This is a genomic window from Rhizobium sp. NLR10b, assembly GCF_019685435.1.
Classification (GTDB): domain Bacteria; phylum Pseudomonadota; class Alphaproteobacteria; order Rhizobiales; family Rhizobiaceae; genus Rhizobium.
Genome location: NZ_JABDWV010000003.1, coordinates 421,201 through 446,384, shown reverse-complemented (window position 1 = coordinate 446,384; position 25,184 = coordinate 421,201). Strand labels below are relative to the sequence as shown.

At 60.1% G+C, this 25,184-nt stretch carries 27 protein-coding genes; 1 reads left to right on the top strand and 26 read right to left on the bottom strand.

The annotated features are described in order from the left end of the window. The 23 genes from HJB91_RS07110 to HJB91_RS07000 form a co-directional block, all read right to left on the bottom strand. Positions 1-472 (bottom strand): tetrahydrofolate dehydrogenase/cyclohydrolase catalytic domain-containing protein (locus HJB91_RS07110; RefSeq protein WP_311044436.1); only part of this gene is annotated, 472 nt, incomplete at its 3' end. A 121-nt stretch (positions 473-593) separates the two neighbouring features. Further along, the gene (locus HJB91_RS07105; RefSeq protein ID WP_221145998.1) at positions 594-2,360 is read right to left on the bottom strand and encodes a succinoglycan biosynthesis protein exop; all 1,767 of its coding nucleotides are present in this window, start codon (positions 2,358-2,360) and stop codon (positions 594-596) included. Positions 2,361-2,532: 172 nt separating this feature from the next. Further along, positions 2,533-3,372, bottom strand: a complete 840-nt coding sequence (locus tag HJB91_RS07100) for a WecB/TagA/CpsF family glycosyltransferase (RefSeq protein ID WP_210629178.1) — start codon at positions 3,370-3,372, stop codon at positions 2,533-2,535. Positions 3,373-3,663: 291 nt separating this feature from the next. Continuing rightward, positions 3,664-4,203 (bottom strand): hypothetical protein, encoded by a 540-nt coding sequence (locus tag HJB91_RS07095; protein ID WP_210629179.1) that lies wholly within the window; start codon positions 4,201-4,203, stop codon positions 3,664-3,666. Beyond that, positions 4,203-4,568 (bottom strand): hypothetical protein, encoded by a 366-nt coding sequence (locus HJB91_RS07090; RefSeq protein ID WP_210629180.1) that lies wholly within the window; start codon positions 4,566-4,568, stop codon positions 4,203-4,205. Before HJB91_RS07090 ends, HJB91_RS07095 begins: the two co-directional genes overlap by 1 nt. Before the next feature lie 11 nt (positions 4,569-4,579). After that, positions 4,580-5,143, bottom strand: a complete 564-nt coding sequence (locus HJB91_RS07085; protein ID WP_210629181.1) for a rod-binding protein — start codon at positions 5,141-5,143, stop codon at positions 4,580-4,582. A gap of 31 nt (positions 5,144-5,174) precedes the next feature. Next, complete coding sequence (locus HJB91_RS07080; RefSeq protein WP_221154055.1) at positions 5,175-5,588, bottom strand: hypothetical protein; 414 nt, start codon at positions 5,586-5,588, stop codon at positions 5,175-5,177. Positions 5,589-5,595: 7 nt separating this feature from the next. Further along, the gene (fliR, locus tag HJB91_RS07075; protein ID WP_210629183.1) at positions 5,596-6,348 is read right to left on the bottom strand and encodes a flagellar biosynthetic protein FliR; all 753 of its coding nucleotides are present in this window, start codon (positions 6,346-6,348) and stop codon (positions 5,596-5,598) included. Next, a complete protein-coding gene (flhA, locus tag HJB91_RS07070; protein WP_210629184.1) occupies positions 6,345-8,432 on the bottom strand; it encodes a flagellar biosynthesis protein FlhA in 2,088 nt (695 codons plus the stop codon). Before flhA ends, fliR begins: the two co-directional genes overlap by 4 nt. 148 nt (positions 8,433-8,580) lie before the next feature. Next, positions 8,581-8,847: a flagellar biosynthesis protein FliQ gene (gene fliQ, locus HJB91_RS07065; protein ID WP_210629185.1), complete on the bottom strand. Its 267-nt coding sequence runs from the start codon at positions 8,845-8,847 to the stop codon at positions 8,581-8,583. A gap of 89 nt (positions 8,848-8,936) precedes the next feature. Next, a complete protein-coding gene (gene flgD / locus HJB91_RS07060) occupies positions 8,937-9,362 on the bottom strand; it encodes a flagellar hook assembly protein FlgD (protein WP_210629186.1) in 426 nt (141 codons plus the stop codon). Then, a complete protein-coding gene (gene flbT, locus HJB91_RS07055; RefSeq protein WP_064693845.1) occupies positions 9,353-9,802 on the bottom strand; it encodes a flagellar biosynthesis repressor FlbT in 450 nt (149 codons plus the stop codon). The genes flgD and flbT overlap by 10 nt, the downstream gene beginning before the upstream one ends. Beyond that, positions 9,799-10,146, bottom strand: a complete 348-nt coding sequence (flaF, locus tag HJB91_RS07050) for a flagellar biosynthesis regulator FlaF (RefSeq protein ID WP_210629187.1) — start codon at positions 10,144-10,146, stop codon at positions 9,799-9,801. The genes flbT and flaF overlap by 4 nt, the downstream gene beginning before the upstream one ends. 34 nt (positions 10,147-10,180) lie before the next feature. Beyond that, the gene (locus tag HJB91_RS07045) at positions 10,181-11,233 is read right to left on the bottom strand and encodes a flagellar hook-associated family protein (protein ID WP_210629188.1); all 1,053 of its coding nucleotides are present in this window, start codon (positions 11,231-11,233) and stop codon (positions 10,181-10,183) included. Between the two features lie 3 nt (positions 11,234-11,236). After that, on the bottom strand, positions 11,237-12,724 hold the full coding sequence (gene flgK / locus HJB91_RS07040; RefSeq protein ID WP_210629189.1) for a flagellar hook-associated protein FlgK: 1,488 nt from the start codon (positions 12,722-12,724) through the stop codon (positions 11,237-11,239). A 19-nt stretch (positions 12,725-12,743) separates the two neighbouring features. Further along, on the bottom strand, positions 12,744-14,042 hold the full coding sequence (locus tag HJB91_RS07035; protein WP_184457300.1) for a flagellar hook protein FlgE: 1,299 nt from the start codon (positions 14,040-14,042) through the stop codon (positions 12,744-12,746). Positions 14,043-14,168: 126 nt separating this feature from the next. Then, a complete protein-coding gene (gene rem, locus HJB91_RS07030) occupies positions 14,169-14,840 on the bottom strand; it encodes a transcriptional activator Rem (protein WP_064709879.1) in 672 nt (223 codons plus the stop codon). A 280-nt stretch (positions 14,841-15,120) separates the two neighbouring features. Continuing rightward, entirely contained in the window at positions 15,121-15,705 is a 585-nt protein-coding gene (locus tag HJB91_RS07025) for a lytic transglycosylase domain-containing protein (protein ID WP_210629190.1), read from the bottom strand. Further along, positions 15,626-17,065: a flagellar hook-length control protein FliK gene (locus HJB91_RS07020; RefSeq protein WP_221154053.1), complete on the bottom strand. Its 1,440-nt coding sequence runs from the start codon at positions 17,063-17,065 to the stop codon at positions 15,626-15,628. The genes HJB91_RS07025 and HJB91_RS07020 overlap by 80 nt, the downstream gene beginning before the upstream one ends. Further along, positions 17,062-18,357: a chemotaxis protein MotC gene (gene motC / locus HJB91_RS07015; protein WP_221154051.1), complete on the bottom strand. Its 1,296-nt coding sequence runs from the start codon at positions 18,355-18,357 to the stop codon at positions 17,062-17,064. The genes HJB91_RS07020 and motC overlap by 4 nt, the downstream gene beginning before the upstream one ends. 10 nt (positions 18,358-18,367) lie before the next feature. Further along, positions 18,368-19,705, bottom strand: coding sequence for a MotB family protein (locus HJB91_RS07010; protein ID WP_210629193.1), 1,338 nt, complete (start codon positions 19,703-19,705; stop codon positions 18,368-18,370). Further along, the gene (locus HJB91_RS07005; RefSeq protein ID WP_210629194.1) at positions 19,702-20,331 is read right to left on the bottom strand and encodes a hypothetical protein; all 630 of its coding nucleotides are present in this window, start codon (positions 20,329-20,331) and stop codon (positions 19,702-19,704) included. The genes HJB91_RS07010 and HJB91_RS07005 overlap by 4 nt, the downstream gene beginning before the upstream one ends. 202 nt (positions 20,332-20,533) lie before the next feature. Beyond that, positions 20,534-21,496, bottom strand: a complete 963-nt coding sequence (locus HJB91_RS07000; RefSeq protein WP_210629195.1) for a flagellin — start codon at positions 21,494-21,496, stop codon at positions 20,534-20,536. 64 nt (positions 21,497-21,560) lie between these two features. Here HJB91_RS07000 and HJB91_RS06995 point away from each other — a divergent pair, with 64 nt between their 5' ends. Continuing rightward, positions 21,561-21,794, top strand: coding sequence for a hypothetical protein (locus tag HJB91_RS06995; RefSeq protein ID WP_221154042.1), 234 nt, complete (start codon positions 21,561-21,563; stop codon positions 21,792-21,794). Position 21,795: 1 nt separating this feature from the next. Here HJB91_RS06995 and HJB91_RS06990 read toward each other — a convergent pair whose 3' ends face one another. From HJB91_RS06990 to HJB91_RS06980, 3 genes are all read right to left on the bottom strand, one after another. Continuing rightward, a complete protein-coding gene (locus tag HJB91_RS06990; protein ID WP_210629197.1) occupies positions 21,796-22,707 on the bottom strand; it encodes a flagellin in 912 nt (303 codons plus the stop codon). Between the two features lie 245 nt (positions 22,708-22,952). Next, complete coding sequence (locus HJB91_RS06985; RefSeq protein ID WP_184457286.1) at positions 22,953-23,861, bottom strand: flagellin; 909 nt, start codon at positions 23,859-23,861, stop codon at positions 22,953-22,955. A gap of 281 nt (positions 23,862-24,142) precedes the next feature. After that, positions 24,143-25,048 carry a flagellin gene (locus tag HJB91_RS06980; protein WP_210629198.1) on the bottom strand — a complete coding sequence of 302 codons (906 nt, stop codon included), beginning with the start codon at positions 25,046-25,048 and terminating at the stop codon, positions 24,143-24,145. Between the last annotated feature and the right edge of the window lie 136 nt (positions 25,049-25,184).

Sequence of the window (25,184 nt, the reverse complement as noted above, 5' to 3'; positions counted from 1 at the left end):
CCTCGCCATGGGTGCGGCGGACGAAGACCATGGCGCCGGCCGGCGTGCAGGAGACCAGACCGGTCTTCAGGTCGCCGGTGGCAAGCTTGCCGGCATTGACGACGCTGAGGCCGTCGACATCCTTTTCAGGCAGGATGGACTGAATGATCGGCTCGCTATCGAGCGGCTTCGGCAAGGGCAATTGCACAAGGATGCCATGGATCGACGGATCGCCGTTGAGGGTGGCGACGAGGCCTGCCAGATCCTCCTGCTTGGTCTCGGCCGGCAGCGTGTGCTGGACCGACTTGAAGCCGCATTCCTTGGCCATGCGGCCCTTGGAGCCGACATAGGCGTGGCTTGCCGGATCGTCGCCGACGATGATGACCGCAAGGCCGGTGGTGACGCCGCTGCTCTTTTCCAGCGCTGCCGTCGCACTCTTGACCGTCTGAATTACCGATGCAGCTACGTTCTTGCCGTCGATTACTGTCGTCACGCGTCTCTCCGCCCTGTTTAGCGTCAATCTATGGATAGTTGACGAGCGTCAAATGCCCGCTAACGCCCTATCCTGTCGGAAAGCGGCAAGGCAATATCAAATTTGCAAGGAAATGGTTGGTTCAGCGCCGCGGTTGCCGCGTTTCCATCACATGAACACGAAGCCGGTCCCGCAGGCCTGAGATTTGGGAGCGCAGCAGTTCGACCTCGTCGACCGCAGCAGAGGCCGGCACGGGCGATGGCGGCGGAGAAGGGACGGACGCGGACGCCGGCACATCCATTGCCGGAGCCGCGACGGATTTGCGCAAGGACAGCAGGAAAGCCAGTGCGACAGCGACTGCCAGGCCTGTGGCGGCGCCGGCCAGAGCGCGGCCGGTCAGACCACTCTTTGCCGATGTCGCCGATGCCAGCGGCGGCTTCAAAACGGTGATATGGCCGTCGCCTGCCGCCGCCGATACGGATGCCGCATCATCCAGGCGCGAGCGGGCGGCATTCGCCTTTTCGCGCAGTTCGGTCAGCCGCGACAGATCGACGCCGGTATCCCGGCTCTGGGCGATCAGCATGTTGCGGCGCTCGTTCAGTCCCTTGCGCGCATCGACCGCAGCCTTGGCAGCGGCATTGGCGACCTGAGCGAGCCGGGCAAGCTCCTTGCCCATGTTCTCCTTAAGCCCATCCGTTTCGGCCTGCTGCTGCAACAGGCGGGGATGGCGTGGGCCAAGCTCAGCCGAAAGCTGCGCAAACGTCGTCCTTGCGACCGCATATTTGTCGCGCCAGTCCTGCATCGCCGGCGAGAGCATGCCGGAGGGCAACGAACCATCCAGCACGTCGGCAAGCTTCGCCGCCTTCAGCCGGTCGGCCTGCGCCTTGGCCGCGAGAATGTTCTGGTCTGCCTCTTTCAGATCGGCATCAAGCCGGTCGATCTGACGACGAAGGTCGATCGCTACCTTGACATTGCCATCGCCGCTCTTTGCCGTGAAGGCGGAAAGCTCGGCCTGAGCCTCGTCATAGGCCTTACGCAGGGTGGCGTCGGTCTCAGCGCTCCGACCTTGGCCGCTGCCTGTGGAACCGGTTTCGGCAAGCCGCGCGGCGATGCGCATGGATTTGCCACTGTCGCCGGTCGTCACCCTGACGAGAATCGTGCCGGCGGCCGCATCGGGCACGATCTCAATCGCTTGTTTCAGCGTGGCTTCGGCGCGCGAGGCCGGATCGGCGGCGGCACCGGTTCCCGAGAGGAGATCGAATGCAATGCCGAGCGCATTGGTGCTGGAACCGGCAAATTCAGGATCGCGATCAAGTTTCAACGCAGCGACCGTCGAGGCCACCGTGCGCGCGGACACTAGCCCCTTTGCCGCAGCCTGCGTGAAAGCGGCGCGGCTTGCGGCATCCGTTTTCACAGCAAGCGTCGTTTCGGCGCGGTAGTGGACAGGCGCAGCCGGCATCAGCATCGGCAGACCGGCGCCCAGGATTGTTGCGGCAGCGACCATTACCGCAAAGCCGGTCCTGCCCGCGCGGGGTTGCGGTGCCGCCGGGCGGGGCTCGACCGGTTCCTGATGACTTGCGGCCGGCAGTTCGACCGAAATTGCCGTCTCGCCGGCGGGAACCGCCGGCTCCCCATATCGTGCTGGTTCCGTCGGAAGACGATGGCCGACATCATTGGCAGCCCGGAGACGGTTGCCGAGAATGGTTTCGATGCGGTCGACGAGCGGCGCCTCGGGCGCCGCCTTCACGCGCTGCTCTTCCAGCACACGGCCGATGGCGCGCAGCAGGTCGGCTTCGGGCGGGGCGATATTCGCTCCGTTCGATCGGGACTGCCGGTAGTGATCGTCATGGGCGCGCGGCCTTGCGGCTGCGCGATCGAGAAAACTGCTTCTGGCCCTGCTATCGTACATTTGCACCACATCTCATGCACATGATGGCCAAGTTTACTCATCCGCACGCGATGCAGATGATTAAGCCACTCTAAATATTCATGGCAAAGAAATGGTTAACCGCGACCGGCAAGAATTGCGGTCCGGTTCTCGATAGCGCTGCCTGCGCGTCAAACGCGCGGGCAATTCAGGCTCAGCTCGCCTTCTTGCGATCGGCCGCCGGCTGCACGATGCTGCGGGGCTCTTCGGGATGGCCGAGAATTCTTTCGCGCCGGCGGAAGCGGTAGCGCAGCACATGAAAGAGGAAGACCGGAATGCCGACGATATAGCGCCGCCAGAGGCGCGCGGGCTCCTGTATCAGGCGATAGGCCCATTCAAGACGCATCATCCGCACCGTCTTCGGCGCCCGCGGCACGGCGCCGGAGACGAAGTCGAAGAGAGCGCCCACCGTCAGCACCAGGCGCGCATGGTCGGCGCGGATATTGTCGTGAACCCATTTCTCCTGCAGCGGTGTCCCCATGCCGACGATCAGAATATCGAGTTTCTGGCGCTCGATCTCCTCGATGACATCCGTGGAGTCGACCTTGTCGAAAAAACCGTCGGAAATAACGACAAATTCATGCCAGGGCGTGTGCTTGTGGAAATTTTCTGCCGCCGCCTCGACGACCGAGCGCTTGCCGCCGATAAGACCGATGCGGCGCGGGGCCTCCATGAAGGTGAGGAAGGCCGGGACGAAATCAGTGCCGTTCAAATTGGCGGGAAATGGCGCGCCATGGGCGATCTGCGAAGCGATGTTGAGGCCGATACCATCAGGCAGCACCAGATTGTGCGACATGATCCGGTAATATTCATCGTCCCGCAGGGCCGTCAGCATGTTATGGGCGTTGACGAAGCAAACCACGGTCTGACCGACGGGGATGGAGGCGAGCTCGTTGATGAAAACGAGGGCATCGTCCCAGCCGAGATCGCAGACCGGCAGATCGAAGATCGTCCGCCGCGACGCAAGCACCGCGAAGTTTGCAATCAAATTCATTCCTACCTCCTGCCGAGGGTGCTTCATGCGCCCGACATCCCGGAAAACAAGCCCATATTCCGCACCCCGGAGGTCTCGAAAGGACCGGTCGCGTCACGCATGGAAAGGCGTCGCCCCGATAGCGGAAACGGCGCATGCCAAGCTGTGCCACCTGATATAACAGGACGGTTTCAAACAACCCTTAGGAAAATTCCTTGGATTTTGATGCTCGTATAAGTAGTTTATTAACCAAAGACGGCCCAACGACAAACGGCGCCCGAAGGCGCCGTTTGTGCATTGATGGTCGGTTGTTCAATGGGCGAGCGGGGCCGATGCTTCCTCAGCTGGCGCGCCCTCGATGATCTTCACCGGTGCGCCGAGCTTCTTCGGCTGACCGGCCGAATTTTCCTTGACCTCTTCCTTGGAGAGATAATCAAGCTGCTCCAGCATCACGTCGGCGACATACTCGCCGCCGAGGCGCTCGTTCATGCCCTTCCTGATCTCCTCGCGAAAGGCTTTCGGGTCGAAGGATTTGATGTGGGCAAGATCGACCATCTTGTTGCCGACGAGCAGGCTGAAAAGCTCGTCGGTCGTCATCTCGGTCAGCGGCAAGGTCACGCCCTTCAGCATGTCCTTGTTCATCATGAAGGAAATGCGGCCGAGAAAATAACCGGTGATCGCGCCGTCACCGATGACCGGCACAGTGATCGTTTCACCCTTCACCAGTTCGAGCGCGCTCTGCTTGGAATCCGTTGCCGCGGGTGCCGGCGCCGTCGCCAGGTACACCGAAAAATAGACCGAGGCCAAGGTGATGGCGCAGACCCAGATACCGGTGAGGACGAGCTTGACCATCAGTTTCCACGCGTGGCGAATTGTTCCTGGGAATAGGTGCCGTCGGCGTCGGCGTCCTGAACCGCATTCTTCAGGAGGTCGGCCACTGCACGAACTGCTTCGAGATGCGCCTCGACACGCCGGGCGTTAAGAACCAGCTTCTTTTTCAGGCCGTGCAGCTGATCGAGATGGGCAGCGGCAAGCTCGGCCGGATCGGTGTCGCGGAAAAGCATCGACAGCTCGTAGAGGCAACGGCTCTTGTGGGCGTTGGAGACCTTGAGGTCGAACTGCGGATCGTTGCCGATCCGGGTGTTCTCATTGTCGATGATCATCTCGAGGCGTCCGAGAACGGATTTGATCCTGTATTCGTTCGAAACTATTTCCATTGTATCCTCGATTATGCGTCGCTTGCTGTCTTGGAGTCGGCGGTTGGCGTGCCGAAGGTCCTGCGCTGGAAGTCATCGATCATGCTGAGCGCGGTGTTGCGGTCGCGATCATCGGTCGCGGCATTGACGATCTTGCCCTCCTGACGGCGCAGCTGCTCGCTGTACATCTGCTTGGCGATGCCGATACCGTCGCCCTTCGCCATGGTGTTGCCGAGCTGCTCGGCCATCATGCCCTTCCAGATATCGCCGGTCGCGCCCTTGCCGTAGACGTCTTCGCTCTCGCTCGGCAGCATCGACTTGACGAAGTTCTGCAGCACCATGGCCTCGAACTTCCGGTAGCTTTCCGGAACCTCCTCAGTCTTGGTGCGGTTCTGAATATTGGAGAGGCCGCTCTTCTGGCCGACATGATCGAGAACGTCGACCGCATTGGAGAAGCCCTTGCCGTTCTCGGCGAGGCTCGTCGCGGCAAAGGCCGCGCGATTTGCCTTCAATTTTTCCTGGGCTGCCTGAACCTCCATGGGGTCGGCAGCTTTGACCACGTCCAGGACCAGATCACTGGGGGGCGAAATAGCCACGTTACAATCCTCTGAATTAAGATCGCAACGATTATGGTTTTTGAAGCTTGCTGGAGGCTGGCGTTGCGAATTGCTGGTCGATCACATCGTAAACGGCATTGTCGTCGGCCTCCCGACGCTCGGCGTCCAAGGCCTCTTTCAAGCCCTCTTCCAGCCGATCGGCCTTGGCGCGCTCCCGCGACAGCCGCATCTCGTGGATCTGCTGCATGCCGGTCAGCTGCTGATCCTTGATGGTGAGTCTGCCGAATCGATCGGCATAATTCTGTGAGAAAGCGTGGTGGACGGGATCCATCGAGCCGAGCGCGACGATGACGTCGTCCATCGCCGCATTGACCTCGATGCGTTGACGGCTGGTTTCCGCCAGATCGTTTTCCGCCATCCTTTCGATATGCCGTTGCACCGACAGGAGACGCTTGAGCTTCTGGGAACGGCTCTTCTGGATCATAACAGCCTCATCGCCCGATATAGATCGAACCGAAGGCTTGGCCGAACTGGCTGATCAGCGCCGCAATCGAGATGTAAAGCAGGAAGAGCCCGCCCATCAGGAGATAGGGCGTGGAAATGAAATAGACCGGGATCTGCGGCGCCAGCTTGTTGATGAAGCCGATCGAGACGTTGAAGATCATGCCGTAGATCAGAAAGGGGCTCGACAGCCGCAGCATGATGTAGGTCGTCTGCTCGAGCGTGTCGGTGAAGGAGATCAGCGTCGCGCGCATCTGCATCAGGCCGCCGAACGGCATGGTCGTGTAGGAATCGATCAGGGCGCGGAAGACGATGTGATGGAAATCCATGATGAAGAGGATCATGATGCCGGCAAAGGTGATGAAGGCGGAAAGGCTGGTCTCGGGCGTATCTTCGATGACATCGGCCGAACCCGGCTGGGTATAGCCGACCATCATGGCGAGGATCGTCGCGGCGAATTGCATGCCGAGCGTATAGAGTCTGGCCAGCATTCCGTACATCACGCCGATCAGTGATTCGCTGAAGATTAGGCCGATATAGGTCGCGGACCCGGTGTGGACGGCGGGATAGACGGTGTCCCAAAGCAGCGGCATGACGGCGATCGACAGCGCGAGGGCAATGAAGACGCGCAGTTGCTCGGGCACGCGCGCCGAGGAAAAACCCGGAAGGACCAGCACACAGCCGCCGATCCGGCAGAAAACCAGAAACAACGCGAGAACCGTCCCTTGCGGGTCTGTTATCATGAAATCGAGCCCAAAATTTTTATTTCGATGCCCTTGGCCAATTCGACATGCGACAGGACCGGGAGCGTGGCGAACAGCCTTTCGATTATCATGCGCACATAGGAGCGTGTTTCCGGCGACGTGACAAGGGCGAACGGCAGGCCGCGATCCATGAACTCACGGATAACTTTGCTGGCCTGCTCGCTGAATTCCTCCAGGCTGCGCGGATCGATGTCGAATTCGATCACCTCGCCCTTGGCATCGCGCTTCAGCGCCTGGTGGAAGGCGAGATCCCATTTGCTGCCGAGGCGCAACACACGCAATACGCCATTATCGGCGAGATCGCCGCAGAGCTGTTGGGCCATGCGGATGCGGACATGCTCGACGATCTGCTCGGTCTTCCTGACATGCGGGGCAAGCTCGGCCACCGCTTCGAGAATGAGATGCAGGTTGCGGATCGACACCCGCTCGGCAAGCAGGAGCTTGAGCACCGCCTGCAGGCCGGAATAGGACATGTGCGACGAGCAGATCTCATCGGCGAGCTTCTTGTATTCCGGGTCGAGTCGATCGATCAGCACCTTGACGTCCTTGTAGGACAGAAGCTGCGGCAGGTTGTTGCGGATGACCTCGCTCATGTGCGTGAGCACGACGGAGACGTTGTCGATCGGCTGGAAGCCTTCGCGTTTCAGATCGTCGGCGAAGTTTTCGAGGATCGAGACGGCCGGCATGCCGAAAGCGGGTTCGCGGATTTCGTCGCCGGGAATACTGGGCTTGCGACCGGCGCCGGTGACGACGAGGACTTCGCCGACGCGCAGCAGATTGGAGGCGACCGTCGTGCCGTGGATGCGGATCTGATAAGACTTCTCGGCGATGGCGATGTCGTCCGTGACCTTGATTTCCGGCACCACGAAACCGTATTGAGTGGCGAACTTCTTGCGCATCTTGCCGACGCGGAACGCCAGCTCCTGGTGAGCGCCGAGCAGGCGGGTCGACACCATCTTGCCGAGTGCGAGTTCGATCTCCGAGGTGCGTAGCACCGACTTGACCGAATCCTTCTCCAGCTCCTTGCTCTGGACGACCTTCTTTTCCTCCTGTTCGCGGCGAAGCTTATTTTCAGCCTCGACCTGCCGCGGAATGAACCAGGCGCCGAAGGCGAGAAGACCGCCGAGGACGGTGAAGGGAATGGTCGGCAGGCCCGGCATCAGGCCGAGAACGAACATCAGCACGGCCGAGACGGAGAGCGCGCGGGGATAGCCGCTCAGCTGGTTGACCACCGCCTGGTCGGTGGAGCCGGTCGTGCCGCCGCGCGACACGAGAAGGCCGGCCGCGAGCGAAACGATGAGGGCCGGCATCTGCGAGACGAGGCCGTCGCCGACGGAGAGCTTGACGAAGACGTCGGCCGCTTCGCCGATCGGCATGGCGTGGCGGAAATAGCCGATGATGATGCCGCCGAAGACGTTAATCGCGGTGATGATGAGGCCGGCGACGGCATCGCCGCGCACGAATTTCGACGCACCGTCCATCGCCCCGAAGAAGGAGCTCTCCTCCTCGAGCTCCTTGCGCCGGCGCTGGGCTTCCTTCTCGTCGATAATGCCGGCCGAGAGATCGGCATCGATCGACATCTGCTTGCCCGGGATGGCGTCGAGGGTGAAACGCGCGCCGACTTCGGCGATACGCGTGGCACCCTTGGTGATGACGATGAAGTTGATGGTGATGAGGATCAGGAAGACGATCAGACCGATGACGAAGTCGCCGGACATGACGAGACTGGCGAAACCGGCAATGACGCCGCCGGCCGCATCGTGGCCTTCATTGCCGTGGGACAGGATGACGCGGGTCGTCGCGATGTTGAGCGCCAACCGTGTCATCGTCGCGATCAGCAGAATGGTCGGAAAAGACGAGAAATCGAGCGGCTTCTGGATCCACAGCGCGACCATCAGGATCAGCACCGAGAAAGCGATCGAGAAAGCCAGGCCCATATCGATCAGGAACGGCGGGATCGGCAGGAAGAGAATGCAGATGATGCCGATGATGCCGAGGGCAAAACCGATATCGCGCAGGCTCGGGGCGACTTTCGGAAGGGGGAGTGCAGGTGGTTGCGCCATGACGATTCCGTCTCTTCATGAGAGGAGGCGGACATGGGTCCGCCCAATTCGGATCGAGAATTAAATGGCGAAGCTTGCGCGAAGGTGGCTCAAAGCGGTTCAGCTTTTCATGAGGCGTAGAACCGCTGCGCAGTTTTGCGGGAATTGCTTAGAAGCCGGTCTGGATGCGCGAAAAGACGAGATTGGTGAAAATGGAGATTTGCGAGCCGACGAAAGGGGCGGTGATTCCGACCACGACCAGCACGGCGACAATCTTCGGCACGAAGGTCAGTGTCGCTTCCTGCACCTGGGTCAGCGCCTGAATCAAGGCAATGACGAGACCCACCACCATCGCGGCGAGAACCGCCGGACCGGAGGCAATCAGGACCGTCCAGATTGCGGCCTGGAACAGGTCCAATGCATCAGCTTCATTCATCTGAAGGCAACCTCATATCGCCTCGAAGCAGCCCCGCTATAACAGGGCTGCGATTGATCGGCATTAGCGCGCTCCTGGCGCCCCTTGCGTCAGGAGCCGCTGCTCGGCGCCTCGTCGGCAACAGTGATTCCCGCCTGCACGAGTATCTTATCGCCATCCGTGGTCGTCGCAATGATGCCGTCGGAATAAACTTTGACGGAATCAATGACGCCTTTGACGGTGCCGTCGGCGCTTTCCATATATTTGCCGACATAGCTGCTGGCCTGGGTCAGGCTCGAGCTTGCCAGAAGCGTATCCAGCTTGGTGTTGGTCTGGATCGTCTGCTCGACCTGCGAGAAGGTCGCAAGCTGAGCGACCTGCTCACTTGCATCCATCGGATCGGTCGGATCCTGGTTCTTCATCTGCGCAATGAGCAGCTGAAGGAAATTGTCGTAGTTCAGCGTCGCCTTCTGGGTCGAGCTTGACGTGCCGGTCGAGGTCGAGCTCGTGACTTTTGACGTTGCATCTACCGCCATGGTGCGATCTCCCTGCGGATCTGCTCGACCATCGTCGGCGGCAGTTCGTGGTTGTTGAGAATATTGTCTTCGATGGCGTAGAGACCGCGGATCGCCTTCAGCGCGTCGAAGGCGCGGCCGGTCGACACAAGTGCGTCGATGCGCTTCAGTTCGGCGAGGATCTCTTCGTTCTTGAAGCAGGTGAGCAGCATGGTGATCGACTTGCGGAACATCGCCGTCGAGTGCTCCTTGCCCTCGGGGTTGATGAGGATCATCTGCGCGATGAAGTAGAGCTGGCGCAGGGGCGTCGTCGCACCTTCCGGCTGGAGGACGTGATTTTCGAGAAGGAACGTCACATCATTCAGGAATTCCAGCGCGACCTTGCGGTCGACACGCAGGACGGCGCCGTTGATGAAGATTCTTTCCCCGGCTTTCAGAGAAATGCGTAGTGTACTTTTCATTTAAGTCCATCCCTGATGATGGTGGTAACGTCGATGATGCCCTGGTAGTTGTTAGACAGACGTTTTCTGATCCTGTCGCATTCCTTCAATATCCAGATCGCAATCGAGATGAGGTTGGCCCTGAGCTGGACATCCAGCTGGTTTTCCGGATGTTTCAGATCCTCGATAAAGCTGATCCACACCCGGCGCGTATAAAACAGGGCTTCGATGGCTTCCCGGCCGTATTTTTCCTTGTCGCGCGCCAACGACAGCAGCTCTATGGACCGGTCAAGAACCTGCCATTCCCGCTCTTTCGCGTCGGCCACCGAGTCCTGCATGACTTCGGCATATGAGAACTGATACATTCATGCATCCTTCTTTATTGCGCGCCTTTGCTCATCAAAGGTAGTTCACGAGACTCAACTGCTGGATCTTCGAGACGATCGTGTAAGCGGTTTCAAGCTGCGTTTCCAAAGTCTTGACGAGAGTGGAGGCTTCGTACGGATCGACGCCCTGAAGATCGACCAGCTTGTTCTTGATAATGTTCGACTGAGCGTCGAGAGCGTCGTTGGACTTCTTGACGCGCTCCTGGGAGAGGCCGAGCTGGCTTGCCTGCGTCACGAGACCGCTCGTGGCCTTGGCCGTGTAGCTGATGGCCTGCTTGGACACCGTCGTCATTGCATCGGTGCTGAGGTTCTGGCCGAGCAGCGCGGTGGTCATGACCGAAGCAAGCGCCAAATAGCGCATGCCTTCGGAATTGGCATTGGTCGAAGATTCGATCACTTCCGAGTTGCTGATGCGGCTCGTCATGTTCTGGCTCGACGCCTGCGACCAGCCGGTCCCCGCAGCCGTCCAGTTCGCTTCGCTGAACATCGGTTCGACCGTCGACGTGATGAAGGTCTCCATTTCAGCGCCGGTGAGGTCGCTGACCGCTTTCGGCGGGATAAGGCCGGCTGCATAAGTGTTCAAAGCGGTAACGATTGCCGTACTGGTTGCGGTCGTCTTGTCGGTCAGCGGCTGCACGTCGGTGTTGATGCCGGAGAACAGATATTCCCCGTTCACCATGGTGTTGGCCGTATCCATCATGGTCGAAAGTGCGCTGGTGGCCGACTGAATGGCGACGGTTATGCTGCCCGGATCGTGGCTGCCCTGCAGCGCCGTCAGCTTCGAAACGAGGCCATCGCCAACGTCCTTCATCTTGGAAAGACCGAGCTGCGAGGATTCCATGCGTGCGCTGACGAGCGAATTGCTTGCTTTGATCGAGTCTATTCTGTCGGTCTCGCGGGTGAAATCCACGCTCCTGGCCGCATTACCGCCGAGCGAGATGCCGATGTCTGCATAGACTCCCGTCGTTGCTTCCATCGTCGCCTTCGTCATCTGGTTCTGCGCCTGACGGATCGTCAACCGCATCGCATTCTGAATGGCCGAACTTGAAATAAATGAGCTCTTCATGGCTTAACTCGCGATATCCAGCAATGACTTCAACATTTCGTCTACGGCGTTCAGAATCTTGGTCGCCGCTTTGTAGGACTGCTCGATGTCGAGGAGCAGCGTCAGCTCCTCGTCGAGGTTGACGCCGGTCTCATTGGAATAGGCTTCGTCGGAGCGCGACAGTGCCGCCGAAGTGTTTTCGGCCGCCGTCGTTGCGTTGCTGCGGTACTGCTCGAGCCAGCCGAGTGAATTCGTGGCATATTCCATGATGCTCACGTTGGAATCGATGCCCGTCGTGGCGTCGAAGCCGACCGGCGCTCCAGCTGCCGGGTCGAAATCCATGTCGGATGTCATCGCCGTATAAAGGCGGTCGAGCTCAGCCGTATAACCGCTGACGCCTGACGTATTCAGGACGACGCCGGCGGCGTTGACGCCACCATCGCGCAGACGCATCGGATCGCCGCCCTGTGAGGTGATTACGCGGGTGCTGACCGTGATGGTCGACGCCATGCCGGCGACCGCGGTGGCGCCAGTATCTACCGTGCCGCCGCTCCAGGTGAAGAGGCCAGGCACATAGGCCGGGGGGCCTGCCGTGTTCTGCTCCTTGAAGAGCGAGACGAGGCCACGGGCGATTTCGTCGAGTTGCTTCTGGAAGTTGGGGGCGATCTCGTCGCGAATCTGCAGGAGCGACTGGAGGCTTCCCTGCCCCGTCGTTGTCGAACCCTTGCCGAGCGGCAGCGCCACGCCGTCGATATAGACAGAATTGCCGACCGTGGTGGCGGTATAGATATCCTGGGACTTGAACGTCACCTTGCGCGGGATCGTCTCGAAGAGGATCGTTCCGTCCGGCGTGCTCAACACCATGTCGTTGTTGTCGCGCGTCGTCGCGCTGACGCCGACGATTTGCGAAATCTGCTTCAGAACTTTCTCGCGTTCATCGAGAGCGCCGGATGCATCCGTACCGGAGGCGGTGGCGGTCTTGACCGCATTGTTAGCCTTCTCGAACTGGCTGAGGAGCGTATTCAGCGTATCGACGGCGGTGGTGATTTCCTTGTCGGCGTTGGCGCGAACGTCCTGAACGGACTGCGAGGCATTGTTCAGCGAGTTGGCGACGTCCTGGGCGGCGGTGACGGCGCCCTGCGCGGCGACTGTACTGCCGGGCGTGGTGCGGAACGCCTGGAGCTTCTGCTGGAAAACACCGAGATAAGTGGACGGCGACGTTTCGTAGTCGTTGCCGCCCATGATCGATTTGAGGTCTTCGAGACCGCCCAGCAGGGTCTGCTGGGCACTATCCTGAGAGGAGGTCTTCAGATACTGACGCAGTAGGGCATCTTCCTGTGCCCGGTTGATCTTGACCACCTGCGCGCCGTTGAGTGACGTGGTGAGCATCGCCTGTCGGCGCACGTAATCCTTGTTGCCCGCATTCGAGATATTGTTCGATACGACACTGCTCTGCGTGCCGGTATTGTTGAATATGTTCTGCGCGGTATTCAGTGCGGACGTGAGCGACATGGCTTAGCCGTTACCTTACTTATCTCTTGAGGTTGACGAGGACGTCCATGATGTCGGACCCCGTCTGAAACACTTTCGAATTGGCGGTGTAGCTGCGCTGCGCTTCGATCATCTCGGTCAGTTCGCCGGCGAGATCGACGTTCGAACCCTCGAGAGCACCTGATTTGATCGTGCCGAGCCCGTTGGTCTGCGGGAAGCCGGTGACGGTGACGCCCGATTGTCCGTTGGCGCTGTAGACGTTGCCGCTCATCAGCGTCAGCTTGTCGGGGCTTGCAACGTTGGCGAGCGGAATGCGGTAAAGCGGCTTGGTGCTGCCGTCTTCATACTTGGCGTAGACGATGCCGTCGCCGTCGATGGTGACGTCCTTGACCGGGGTCGCCGCCTGACCGTTCGGCGTACCGGTGCCGGAAAAGGCGGCGCCGAGTTGAGTAAAGCCGGAGAGATCCATTGCTATCGTCTGGCCGGTGGTCGTATCGTTGATGCTGAGGGTGCCGCCAGTGAGCATCTTGCCGTCACGGTCAAAGGTTAGCGATCCCGATCCGACAGCGCCACCGGCGCTGTACGGAAATGAAGTTGTGCCACCCGTCGCCGCGTTGGCGTTGCGAAAGACTGCAACCTCCCAAGTCGCAGCGGTACCGGTTGCCGGCGGCGGCGTAACCACCGAGGTCTTCGTGAAGTAGAAGTCGTACATCACCTTGTTGCCGAGACGGTCATAGGCGACCATCGAGACCTTTTTGGTGTCGGCGGTGGTGGTCGCGAGGTTTGCGCTTGGAAGGGTCGCCGGGGCAACCGGCGCGACGTTGGCGTTGGAATCAAGGTTCCCCTTGAAGACACCTGATGTCGACGCGATTGCGGTCAGACCATCCTGATTGACGTTGACGGGGACGAGGCCGTCGAAGCCGTTGACGACGACGGCAGGAGCGCCGGAGTCGTAGGAATAGCCCATCAACTGGAAGCCGGCGGCATTGACGAGATTGCCTTCGTCGTCCTTCTGGAAGTCGCCGGCGCGGGTCAGAACCGGTGTGCCGTCAGGCCCTTGGACAATGAAGAAGCCGTCGCCCGAAATCGCAAGATCGGTGGAGGAGGTCGTGTAAGAAATATCGCCTTGGTCGGAGACCGCCTGGCGCACGGAGGTCTGAACGCCGCCGGAGTTGTAATTGCCGCCCGAGGAGGGGAGAACCAGCGAGGAGAAGCTCGTCGACACGGCCTTGTAACCGGTGGTGTTCACGTTGGCAATGTTGTCGGAGACGGTGCTGAGGCGGTTTGCCTGCGCGTTCATGCCCGACACTGCCGTCTTCATGCTGCCGAAAATGCTCATCTGAAAACCTCGTTTTACCTGTTAAACTCGAGAGTATTTGTCGGGCCTTGCGTGAAGCTGTCTGTGATGGCGAGCAGCGAGGCCAATCTCGAGGTTCAGCCGGACGCCGCTGTCCGGCCGGAAAAATCAGGCCCAGTCGATGCAGTAGCCAAGGAAGCGCTTGGAATCGACCGGATCGACACCGAGCTTCTTGCGCAGCTTCTTGCGCAGCTTCGAGATGTGGCTTTCGACGACGTTCTCCTCGACCTCCTCATCGAAGATGCCGTAGATGGCGTTGAAGATCTGGGTCTTGGTGACCCGGCGACCGCGATTGGCGATCAAATATTCGAGGATGCGGCGCTCGCGCCGGGGAAGCGCGAAGACTTCGCCGTTGATCTCGGGGTCACGACCATCCGAGAAGACACGGATGCCGCCGATATCGGTGTAGTTGGCGATCGCCTTCAGCCGGCGCCGGATCGCGGCCGCCCTGGCGAGGATTTCGCGGGGATGGACAGGCTTGCGTACCACGTCGTCGACGCCGCAATCGAAAAGCGCAAGGGTGTTTTCGAGCGAGGGCTGGTCGCTGACCGCGATCACCGGCGCCATCGAGCGGTCCCGGATCGCCCGGGGCAGCTCGAAGCTGCGTTGGCCCTGACCGATCAAAAAGGCCTCGACCGCCGCAATATCCGAATCGGCAGCGGTCTGTACCCACTCGCCGAATTCCGATGGATCAAAGCCGGTGGAGGGAATGCCCTCCCGGCCAAACAGGGATGTGTATCCGTCTTTCACGAGCTCACGCTCATCAACCACTACGATCATTCGTCCGCCTCCGAATCAGTGTGGCACTTCGATGATCTATGGGTACGAATCGCACGAATCGGCGACAACTCGTTAAAGTGAATGGCGGAAATTAATAATTGATTAAGACCCGCGTTGCGATTTGATCTACATCTAGTGGCCTGGCTCGGATATCCACACAAAAGTTTCGTGGAAAAGTTAACGAGCAGTTAAATGTGACTTGCACGTCGATTTGACGCCGGATTCCTGCCACATTATGACACAGTTCCGTCACAATTTGGCACTTCCATTTTTGGTTGAATTAATTTTGGCAGAAGTTACTCGCATTGGGAGTCCATTTGCCATAGCCCGTGGCCACCAAATTGGCGATGACGCGACAGACATATTGCTTCTGCGCCGGGTTGTTATTTGGCCCTGCATGGTATCTGGCTACCGCCATTGTCCACGTCTCATGACGGTCATGCAGGTTGCGGAGAAACTTCGCCGCATATTCGACGTTGCGATGCGGATCGAACATATCTTCGGCGGAGGCGAAATTCTCGCCATGATAATAGTGATTGATCTGCATGCATCCGATGTCGATTAGCTTCGCCCCGCTTCTTCGGGCGACATCGAACTGCCTCATCGCATCCTCTTCCGAAGGCGGAAAAATCGCCCTGCCTTCGACGTTCATGGCATAGGGATAAAGTGAGCCCTTGCGACCGGTCTCCGTCAGCCCAACCGAATAGAGGATGCCTTCCGGGATGCCGTATTTGACCGCAGCCGACTGGATTTCGCGTTCGCAGGCACCGGTGGAAGCGGCTGCCTCAGAGGTAAACGCCGCCAGCGCTGCTGCTGCGAGCACCGCCAGCAAAGACGTCTTCGATACCGGTCTCGCCTGCGCCATTGAAGCCTCCATCCGTCCGCTGCGCCACCTGGTTGTGGCGCTCGCGCGCCTCGCTGCCCTGCCCTTGCTGCGGCAGCGACTGCTGCTGGGAGGCCTGCCCCTGGCCGTCGGCCTGGTTGCCAACGTCGGCCCGCTCGACGGGGGCCAGGCTGATGGTAACGTTTTCGACCGCATAGCCCTGGCTGCGCAGAGATTCGAGAATCTTGCCGTGATCTTCCTTCAGCTGCCGGTAGGCTGTGCCGGTTTCGACCTTGAGGTCGACGTTCAGGGCGTCGCCAGCCAGGCGCATGGTCGCCGTCACCAGGCCAAGATCGATCGGGTTCATCTGGATCTTCAGCGTATTGACCACCTTGCCGGTGCTCGTCCATTCCGCCGCGTTGGAGAGCGCCGAACTCGGCTGCATGGCGCGCGCCCATTCGGAGTCACCAGCGAGAGCCGCGGTGACCGCGGCGGAATTGGTGTTCTGCGCCAAGCCGATATAGCGGCGCGATTCGAGGACCGAGACGTTTTCGACATCGGTCTTCTTCGCACCGTCCTTCGGCCCGGCCTGTTCCGCGCCGCGGTGAACGTCCATCGACACGCCGCGGCCATCGGCGCGACTGATCCGGAACGTCCGGCCGTCGGCGGCTTCGGTGTTCTCGGCGCCGGGAACCCCGATATCATCAGCCTTGACGCTTTCGACATTGCCGCTGACGACCGCCAGGGCGTCGGATGCGTGCCCGCTCGTTTTGGCGTCGACACCAACGGTCGTCTTCTCGGCAGATCCGGCCTCGCCGGTCTTGGTGAGGGCTTGATGGACGGCTGCCACGGCTGGCGAAGCCGTGCCATTGGCGGCCTCCTGCTTCAGCAGCCCGAGCACATCGGAAATGCCGCCGTCATCGGCCTCACTGTCCGTATCCGCATCTGTTTTCGGGATCTCCGCCTTGACGCGCTTGACGCCCTTGGCCGCCTGCGCGGCCTCGTCGGCGGATTGATCCTCGGCATCGAGCTTGCCGACGCCGACCGGCGGTTTGAGCCCATCCTTTGCAGGTCTTGCCGCGGCCTTTTCGACATTGGCGATCGTCTCCGGCTGCACCTCGGCCTGTGCCTTGAGCGCGGCGCCGCCGAGATCGATCAGCGGTTTGGCGCCGCTGCGGCTGCGGATCGTTCGTGTCACTTTCCCTGGATCGCCATCGGCGACACTTTGATCCGGCTGCGCATCGTCGGGCGCGTCGTCGAAGGCGCTGCCGCCTGTCTTGGCAAGCACATCGGAGAAGCCGCCCTGCTGACCGGTGGCATCGCCCTTTCCAGCCTTGGCGGATTTCGCGGCCGCAGCCGCCTCCGCACCAGAGGCTCCGCCCGAGACGCTCAAATCCATCATTGTTCGTTGCCTTCCTGCGCCAGCAGACCATCGATCTCGTCGAGCTTGGACCGGCTGGTCGTCACAAATGCGTTGAATGAGGAGTCGGTATCCTGGCTCTGGCCAGTCGATGCCACACCTCCCGGAACAGGCTCGGGAGGCGCGCTTGGCGTCCCCGGTTGCGTGGCTATCGCAGCAGCCTTTTCAGAAGTGATTTCTTGATGAGAAGTGTTAGGATTGGATGCTTGCGTCAAGCTTGCCGGATCCGGCGCACGCAGGATCTGCTCGGCAACGGACCGCGCCGCCGCCTGCAGCGCCTGATCCCGCGGCGAAAGCGTTTCACCATCGATGTCGCTGACGTTCTTCGCCGCCTGGTCGATATCGTCCGTCGGAAGGCCGGCCATACCGCCATAAAAATCTGCCAGCGGGCCGAAGGCATTGTCGGTACCCGCGCTAAGCAGCTGCACATGTTCGACCGCCATGCGCGCCAGCTCAGGCTTGCCCGATATCGCTGCAGCGCGGGCGATGCGCAGATAGACCTCGCGCTGGCGCGGGGCATCCATGAAGGAGAGGATATCGACGACATCATGCGGTTTCACATCGTGATCATGGGCGACGACGAGCTTGACGAAAAGATCGGCGAACTGGCTAGCATAGGGCGAATGCAGGAAGCGTCTGGCATAACGCTGCGAATAGGCGAGCCCCTTGTCGAGCATTCCCTTGTCGACGCAGATGGCGAGGGAACGGCGCAAGGCCGCCTCCTCGACAATCGTGCCCGGCGCGGCCAGACGTGCCTGGTCGTAGAGGCCAAGCGCATCTGTCGGTTTGCTGGCGATCATCACGTTGCCGCCGATCAGCGCCAGGTATGGACCGATCTTCTTGTCGCGATATTCCTTAGCGGTTTCCTCCAGCGTCTTGGCGACGAGCAGCCCCTTGCCCGTCAGATATTTGCGCAGCACATCGGTGACGCGGTTGTCGAAATAGCCGTTGACGTCATGGGCGATCAGATATTCGAGCGTCTGGGGATTGCCGCCGCTCATCGTATAGATCAGCGCCGCATCGACATTGCGGTCGTCATCGAAAATCTTTGTATCGGCCGTTCGCAGCCGTTCGTCGATGGTTCCCAACATGAAGCGCTGCATTTCGCCGGCCGAATGATCGCCGGCGACGACGGAATCCTGTACGAACTGCAGCGACCGCAGCATCTTGTACGGCGCAAGATCGTCCGGATCCTGCGCTTTGCCTGCGGCAGGCGAAAGCATCGCCAGGCCGAGGGCCATAAATCCGACGTAGCGATGCTGCCGACGCGCCATCCGACTATCCCTATTCCGCCTGCACCAGGATCTCGATCCGACGGTTGGCCGCATTGAACGGGTCGGCGGGAAGCTTCAGCCGACGGTCGGCGAAACCGGAGACCTGGGAGACGCGCGTCTCGTCCAGCCCGCCGCGCACGAGCATGTAATAGGCGCTCTGGGCGCGATCCATCGAAAGCCGCCAGTTCTCGTTCTGCCCGCCCTTGTATTGGCGCCCGTCCGTGTGGCCGCGGACGGCGACTGCGCCCCCCCTCTCCTTCAGGATCGTCCCGATCTTTTCCATGGCGAGCACCATCTCCTGGCGCGGAACGGCCGAACCGATATTGAACATCGAATCGTCGTTCTGGTCGGAGATGCTGACCAGCAGGCCGCCTTCGGCTGCCGTCACTGTCAGGCCTTCGGCGAGCTTGCCGGCAACACCGCCGATCTGTTGCGCGATCTCCGCCTGAAGCTGTTCGGCTTCCTTCTTCTGCTGCTCGGTCCCAGCCGCGCTCTTGTCGGCTTCCTTCTGATGCTCGACGTCCTTCCGAGCTTCCGCCTTCTTCTCCTCAGGCGCCCTGCCATCCGTCGCCTTGCCGTCCCTGGTCTCGGCGGGGCCGGTCGTTTCCTTGGTCTGCTTGGCTTCCTTGGCGGGCGCTTCCTTAGCGGGCTTCTGATCGCTCGCCAAAGGCACCGGCTTCATATCCTCTGCCTTGGCGATCTCCGTCGTCTCGCTCTCGGCCGCCTGCTCCTCGCTCTTGCCGGGCGGCAGGGGTTTTCCGGCCGTTGTCACCTCCACCTGCTTCGTCCAGAAATCCGGATCGAAGGGATCGCGATAGGCTTGACCGCCATCGGCGCCGGTGGCAGGGCCGGAATCGGCCGCGCCGCCATCGCCCTTGGCGCTGACATTGGCCTGCTGGCCCACCTCCTGGGCGATCTCGGCGAGAACCGAATAAGGATTCTCGAAGAAATCGGCCTCGGAATAATTGGTCTGGTCGCCTGAGGTCGATGTCTGGTCGTCACCATCGGCGGCGGACTTGCCCTCGGTCGGATTATCTTCCTTCTGTTTCGACTTTTCCTTCTTCTCCTCGCCCTCGGCATGGTCGACAGGCTTCTTCAGGCCTTTCTCGGTCGGCTTTTCGTCGGCAAGCTTGATCGGATTGAAATAGGTCGCGACCGCGGCCTTGGTCTCCTCGTTGGCGGCGTTGACCAGCCACATGACCAGGAAGAATGCCATCATCGCCGTCATGAAGTCGGCATATGCAATTTTCCACGCACCGCCGTGGGCACCATCGTGATCACCGCCGCCATGCCGCTTGACGATAATGATCTCGTTTCTGCCGTGGTGATGGTTTTCGCCGTCGCTCATTCGAGAACTTTCTTCAAGCTGGCCGCCCAGGCGGACATACGGGTGACGATGACGGATTCACCGATTTCGACGGCTAGATCGACATCGTCTGCCTCGATGTGCCGAACCGCGGCAGCATGTTCGCCGAGCTCGGCCTTCAATATGTCGAAGAGGCTGGTCGGCCCCCTGACGACGATCGGTCCGGCCGCGCCTTCGAGAATCGCTTCACGCAGCAAAGCGGCGAGACTTTCGGCAGCCTTCGCCGCAAGCGCGTCCGTCACGACGGGCGCAATGGCCGTGGCTGCGCCAGCGCTGACCAACTGAGCGACTTCTTCGGCGATATCGCGGACGCGGGATGCAATGACCGCCGCCGCCTCCACTTCATAGCGAATCTTCAGTTCCTCGAGCGCGCGCGCATGGGCCTCGGCCAGAGCGCGCGCCTCGCTTTCGTATTTCTCGGCCAAATCAGCGGTCGCCGCGGCATGGCCTTGCGCATAGGCGTCACGCCGCTCCGCCTCGAGGTCGACCGGCGGTTCGCTCGGCGGCTCCGGAAAAACATCTCCGGCCAAATCGTCGATATCGATGATCGGCCCTGACGGCTTCGGTTCGCCGAAGTCCTTCAAATACCGAGAAAGCGAAATGCTCATAGAAACCATCCAGCGTCCGGGAGACGTGCGGCATGCCCGCCCCCGTTCAAAATGACCTTGTGCGCGACATGTCCTTCGCAGCGAACAAGGGCTTGACCTTGCACCGGCACGATTTTCGGACGATGCCTTCATGCCGGAAACTAGGAAGTCAAACTTGCGCGAAGATGAATGGCGCCGCCGCCATCAGTGATCACGCCCAGCTCTATTCCAGCAGAATGAGGATCTTGCTCGCAGCCGTGTTGAGGATCGAGATCGCTTCGACGGCCATCTGCTTCTGGGTTTCAATCGCCTTCTGGCGGATCGAAGCCTCATCCATATCGGTATCGACGAGCGCGCCGACGCTTTTGTCGATCGAATCCGACAGATCAGCGGCGTAATCGATCTGATCGTCGATACGCGTCTTCATCACACCGATGGAGGCTGCCGTCGTCGTCAGTGAGGAGAACAGGGAGTCGGTCACATCGAGCATGTCGACGAGCTGGGCGTCGGTGGTGTTCTTGCCGATCGCGATTTCGCTGCCCGTCGCCGGCGTGGTCGAACCGGCGTCCAGCAGGTAATAATTCCGCGGTCCGGTGCCGCTGTTGTTGATCGCCTGGGCGTCAATCGCCTTGGTGAACAGGCCACCGCTCGCATTGTTCTTGTCGATGAGGATGGTCTGCGACGAAGGGAAGTCGATGGTCTGGGCCTGGTATTCGCCCGTCGAGGCGCGCACGAAGCCTGAAATGACCGACCATGCCGGCGGCGCGGTCTTGTCACTGTTCAGCAACCAGTTCTCGCCTGCAAACGACGTTGATTCGACAACGGTCTTCAGCTGCTCCTTATATTCGCTGATCTCGGCATTGATCTTGTCCTTGTCGGTGCCGGGCTCTCTTGCAGCAACCAGCTTGGCGCGGATCTGGCTGACGAGATCGAGCGCCGAATTCATTGCCGTGTAGGTCGCATCCACCTTGGCAGCGCCGAGACCCAGCGCATCGCCGATCGTGCCGAGATTGGTGCTATCCGAGCGCATGACAGTGGCGACCGACCAGTAGGAGGCATCGTCTGCGGCCGTCTCGATCCGATAGCCCGAAGAAACTTGCTGCTGGGTCTGACTGGCTTCTTTGTTGATGCTGCGCAGCACCGCAAGTGCATTCACCGCGGCCGCGCTGGTAATCTTAACGGTCATCGACAGGGTCTCGGAATAAGATGAAAGGGCAGGCCGGATTGCCGGCGGCGACTGAAGTGGCCTCATGCCTCCGGCGAAATTTCACCGGCGCGTCGCAAAAGCAAATCAACTCAAGGCGAAGTTAACTCGATATCAACTTGTTGGGCAAGAGCGGCGCCGCGAGCGCGACATTCGGATTGCCTCGCAAGTCAAACCATTGATGTCAAAGAAAGAACCGCGCCGTTTCGGGCGCGGTCCGGAAGGTTTTCTGCTTGCGGCCGAACGGCGGCGCAAGATTCGGTCCAGCTTCAGCGGCTGATTTAGCTGCGGAACAGCGTGAGGATGTTCTGAGCGCTGGAGTTGGCGATCGACAGCGACTGGATCGCCAGCTGCTGCTGGGTCTGCAACGCCGTCAGCTTGCTCGATTCCTCTTCCATGTCAGCATCGACGAGGCGGCCGACGCCCGAATCGATCGAATCGGTGAGCGCTCCGACGAAGTTTTCCTGCAATTCGATACGCGTCGAAATCGAACCGAGTTGCGATGCAGCCTTGGTCATCGCTTCGAGGCCGGCCTCAATCGAGGTCAGGGCCATGGAAATCTCAGCCGAACCGAAGGTGCTGATGTCCATAGAGTAGATCGAACCGATCGTGCCGTAGGACGTGCCGATAATGCCGGAACTCGTCTCGATCGTACCGGTCGAGGTCATGCCGAAGAGAACATTGCCCGTAGAGCTCGTGTCCAGGACGTAGTCCGTCGTCTTGACCGAGACGTTGCCGTTTCCGTCGCGGACGAAGGTCGACACGACGCTCTTGGTGCCGTCGGCACCGGCGACCCAGTTTTCACCGGAGAAGGAAGCCGACTGTGCGATGCTGAGCAGCTGCTGCTGCAGCTGACCGATTTCTTCCTGGACCTTGGTCTTGTCGACGCCCTTTTCGGTTGCGGCAACGATCTTCGCCTTGATCTCGCTGATGACGTCAATGGCGCTGTCCATGGCGGAGTAAGCGGTGTCGACCTTGGCGGCGCCTAGACCGAGAGCGTCGGACACGGCCGAAAGCGCCTTGTTGTCCGAACGCATGGTCGTTGCGATCGACCAGTAGGCGGCATTGTCGGCAGCCTTTTCAACACGATAACCCGACGAGACGTGGTTCTGCGTGTCTTCGAGGCTGTCGTTGATTCCGCGGAGTGTCTGAAGAGCGGCCATTGCCGCGACGTTCGTCAAAATGCTGGTCATGAAATGATTGCCCCTTGTTGGCATCTGGGAAAAAGGGACATTCCGGAATGTTACCGGGAACGGGGATCAGCCTCATGCCTGTTAACCGGTTGTTAATTTCGGTTAACCCGCCGTCTCGTTGAGCTGAGAAGACAACATTATGGTTAATCAATCGTTAACGGAAATAAGAAAGCCGCGCTTCGTCGAAGCGCGGCTCGGCACGAGGTGCCCGCCGGAGACCGGCGGGCCATATTTTCCGGCGCTTATTAGCCGCGGAAGAGCGACAGGATGGTCTGCGAAGAGGAGTTCGCGATCGACAGCGACTGGACAGCCAGCTGCTGCTGGGTCTGGAGGGCGCTGAGCTTGGAGGACTCTTCTTCCATGTCAGCGTCGACGAGGCGGCCGATACCGGAGTCGATCGAGTCGCTCAGAGCCGACACGAAGTTTTCCTGAAGTTCGATACGCTTGGAGATCGAGCCGAGAGCAGCACCGGCGCTGGTCATGGACTTCAGAGCCGATTCGACGTTGGTCAGAGCGGACTGGATCTCGCCGAGGGTGAAGTTGGTGATGTCCATCGCGTAGACCGAACCGGTCGCGCCGTTCGAAGAACCGAGGATACCTGTGGAGGTTTCGACCGCGCCGCCGCTCATGCCGAACAGAACGTTGCCAGTGGAGCTGTTGTCGAGAACGTAGTCGGTCATCACGACCGAAACGGCGTTGGAGCCGTCGCGGACGAAGGAGGCAACGACGTTCTTGGTGCCGTTAGCGCCGGCAACCCAGTTTTCACCGGAGAAGGAGGCCGACTGAGCGACGCTCAGGAGCTGCTGCTGCAGCTGGCTGATTTCTTCCTGGACCTTGGCCTTGTCGACGCCGTTTTCAGTCGCGGCAACGAGCTTGGCCTTGATATCGCCGACGACATCGATGGCGCTGTCCATGGCGGAGTAAGCGGTGTCGACCTTGGCGGCGCCGAGGCCGAGAGCGTCGGAAACAGCCGAAAGAGCCTTGTTATCCGAACGCATGGTCGTTGCGATCGACCAGTAAGCAGCGTTGTCGGCAGCTTTGCCGACGCGGTAGCCGGACGAAACGTGAGCCTGGGTCGTCTGGAGACCCTGGTTGACGCCACGCAGAGTCTGGAGGGCTGCCATTGCAGCATTATTGGTATTGATGCTCGTCATAGTTTGTTTGCCCCTTGTTGGCAGATTTTAAGAAGGGACATTCCGGATTTTCGGCCGGCCCACAGCGATCAGCATCATGCCTGTTAACCATTCTCGTTAGGGTTAACTCGCCGTTTCGATGGGCCTAGAAAACAGCAAGATGGTTAAGGAAAGCTAAATTCAAAATCGAAATTGCGTAAAAATATCTGATACTTACAGAGATTTACATTAACCTTATGTTAAAACATTTCGCGGCCGGGGATGAGCCGGCCGCGAAACTTGAAAGCCTTGTGCCGACCGTTTTAACGGAAGAGCGACAGGATGTTCTGCGAAGAGGAGTTCGCGATCGACAGCGACTGGATCGCCAGCTGCTGCTGGGTCTGCAGAGCGCTGAGCCTCGAGGATTCTTCCTCCATGTCGGCGTCGACGAGACGGCCGATACCGGAGTCGATCGAGTCGCTGAGAGCCGAGACGAAGTCTTCCTGGCTGTCGATGCGGCTGGAGAGCGAGCCGAGAGCAGCACCGGCGCTGGTCATCGACTTCAGAGCCGATTCGACGTTCGTCAGAGCCGACTGGATCTGGCCGGCCGTGAAGCTGGTGATGTCCATCGAGTAGATCGAACCGGTCGCGCCCGTCGAGGTACCGAGAATACCCGTGGAGGTTTCAACCGCGCCAGCGCTCATGCCGAACAGAACGTTGCCGGCGGAGCCGCTGTCGAGGACGTAGTCGGTCGTGGTGATCGATACGGCGTTGGAGCCGTCACGGACGAACGACGAAACGACGCTCTTGGTGCCGTTAGCGCCGGCAACCCAGTTCTCGCCGTTGAAGGAAGCCGACTGAGCGATGCTCAGGAGCTGCTGCTGCAGCTGACCGATTTCTTCCTGCACCTTGGCCTTGTCAACGCCGTTTTCAGTTGCGGCAACCAGCTTGGCCTTGATTTCGCCGACGACGTCGATGGCGCTGTCCATGGCGGTGTAAGCTGTATCGACCTTCGCAGCACCAACGCCGAGGGCGTCGGAAACGGCCGACAGTGCCTTGTTGTCCGAACGCATGGTCGTTGCGATCGACCAGTAAGCAGCGTTGTCGGAAGCCTTTTCAACGCGATAACCCGACGAAACGTGGTTCTGCGTTTTGTTGAGGCCCTGGTTGACGCTGCGCAGCGTCTGGAGAGCGGCCTGTGCGGAAGAATTCGTGTTAATGCTTGTCATAAATCTGTCCCCTGGAAACTAGATACAAAAAGGAGGACATACCGGACTGTAATACCGGCGATGACGGACCAGCTTCATGCTACTCGGCGCCTGCTTGTTTGGCCCAAACCCGTCATGTCCAGGGCAATCTCGCAGC

Bases quoted from the DNA above. Each gene is read 5' to 3' on its own strand.
- rem (WP_064709879.1), bottom strand. From the start codon at position 14,840: ATGATCGTAGTGGTTGATGAGCGTGAGCTCGTGAAAGACGGATACACA.
- HJB91_RS07095 (WP_210629179.1), bottom strand. From the start codon at position 4,203: ATGGTCAAGCTCGTCCTCACCGGTATCTGGGTCTGCGCCATCACCTTG.
- HJB91_RS07005 (WP_210629194.1), bottom strand. From the start codon at position 20,331: ATGAGCATTTCGCTTTCTCGGTATTTGAAGGACTTCGGCGAACCGAAG.
- HJB91_RS07045 (WP_210629188.1), bottom strand. From the start codon at position 11,233: ATGAAGAGCTCATTTATTTCAAGTTCGGCCATTCAGAATGCGATGCGG.
- motC (WP_221154051.1), bottom strand. From the start codon at position 18,357: ATGGCGCGTCGGCAGCATCGCTACGTCGGATTTATGGCCCTCGGCCTG.
- HJB91_RS06990 (WP_210629197.1), bottom strand. From the start codon at position 22,707: ATGACCAGCATTTTGACGAACGTCGCGGCAATGGCCGCTCTTCAGACA.
- HJB91_RS07105 (WP_221145998.1), bottom strand. From the start codon at position 2,360: ATGTACGATAGCAGGGCCAGAAGCAGTTTTCTCGATCGCGCAGCCGCA.
- HJB91_RS07035 (WP_184457300.1), bottom strand. From the start codon at position 14,042: ATGAGCATTTTCGGCAGCATGAAGACGGCAGTGTCGGGCATGAACGCG.
- flhA (WP_210629184.1), bottom strand. From the start codon at position 8,432: ATGGCGCAACCACCTGCACTCCCCCTTCCGAAAGTCGCCCCGAGCCTG.
- HJB91_RS07080 (WP_221154055.1), bottom strand. From the start codon at position 5,588: ATGATCCAGAAGAGCCGTTCCCAGAAGCTCAAGCGTCTCCTGTCGGTG.
- HJB91_RS07025 (WP_210629190.1), bottom strand. From the start codon at position 15,705: ATGGCGCAGGCGAGACCGGTATCGAAGACGTCTTTGCTGGCGGTGCTC.
- HJB91_RS07090 (WP_210629180.1), bottom strand. From the start codon at position 4,568: ATGGAAATAGTTTCGAACGAATACAGGATCAAATCCGTTCTCGGACGC.
- fliQ (WP_210629185.1), bottom strand. From the start codon at position 8,847: ATGAATGAAGCTGATGCATTGGACCTGTTCCAGGCCGCAATCTGGACG.
- fliR (WP_210629183.1), bottom strand. From the start codon at position 6,348: ATGATAACAGACCCGCAAGGGACGGTTCTCGCGTTGTTTCTGGTTTTC.
- flgK (WP_210629189.1), bottom strand. From the start codon at position 12,724: ATGTCGCTCACGTCCGCACTGAATACCGCGCAGAACATATTCAACAAT.
- HJB91_RS07020 (WP_221154053.1), bottom strand. From the start codon at position 17,065: ATGATGGATTTGAGCGTCTCGGGCGGAGCCTCTGGTGCGGAGGCGGCT.
- HJB91_RS07000 (WP_210629195.1), bottom strand. From the start codon at position 21,496: ATGACCGTTAAGATTACCAGCGCGGCCGCGGTGAATGCACTTGCGGTG.
- HJB91_RS07010 (WP_210629193.1), bottom strand. From the start codon at position 19,705: ATGAGCGACGGCGAAAACCATCACCACGGCAGAAACGAGATCATTATC.
- HJB91_RS07100 (WP_210629178.1), bottom strand. From the start codon at position 3,372: ATGAATTTGATTGCAAACTTCGCGGTGCTTGCGTCGCGGCGGACGATC.
- HJB91_RS06980 (WP_210629198.1), bottom strand. From the start codon at position 25,048: ATGACAAGCATTAACACGAATTCTTCCGCACAGGCCGCTCTCCAGACG.
- HJB91_RS06985 (WP_184457286.1), bottom strand. From the start codon at position 23,861: ATGACGAGCATCAATACCAATAATGCTGCAATGGCAGCCCTCCAGACT.
- flaF (WP_210629187.1), bottom strand. From the start codon at position 10,146: ATGTATCAGTTCTCATATGCCGAAGTCATGCAGGACTCGGTGGCCGAC.
- flgD (WP_210629186.1), bottom strand. From the start codon at position 9,362: ATGGCGGTAGATGCAACGTCAAAAGTCACGAGCTCGACCTCGACCGGC.
- flbT (WP_064693845.1), bottom strand. From the start codon at position 9,802: ATGAAAAGTACACTACGCATTTCTCTGAAAGCCGGGGAAAGAATCTTC.
- HJB91_RS06995 (WP_221154042.1), top strand. From the start codon at position 21,561: ATGCCTCCGGCGAAATTTCACCGGCGCGTCGCAAAAGCAAATCAACTC.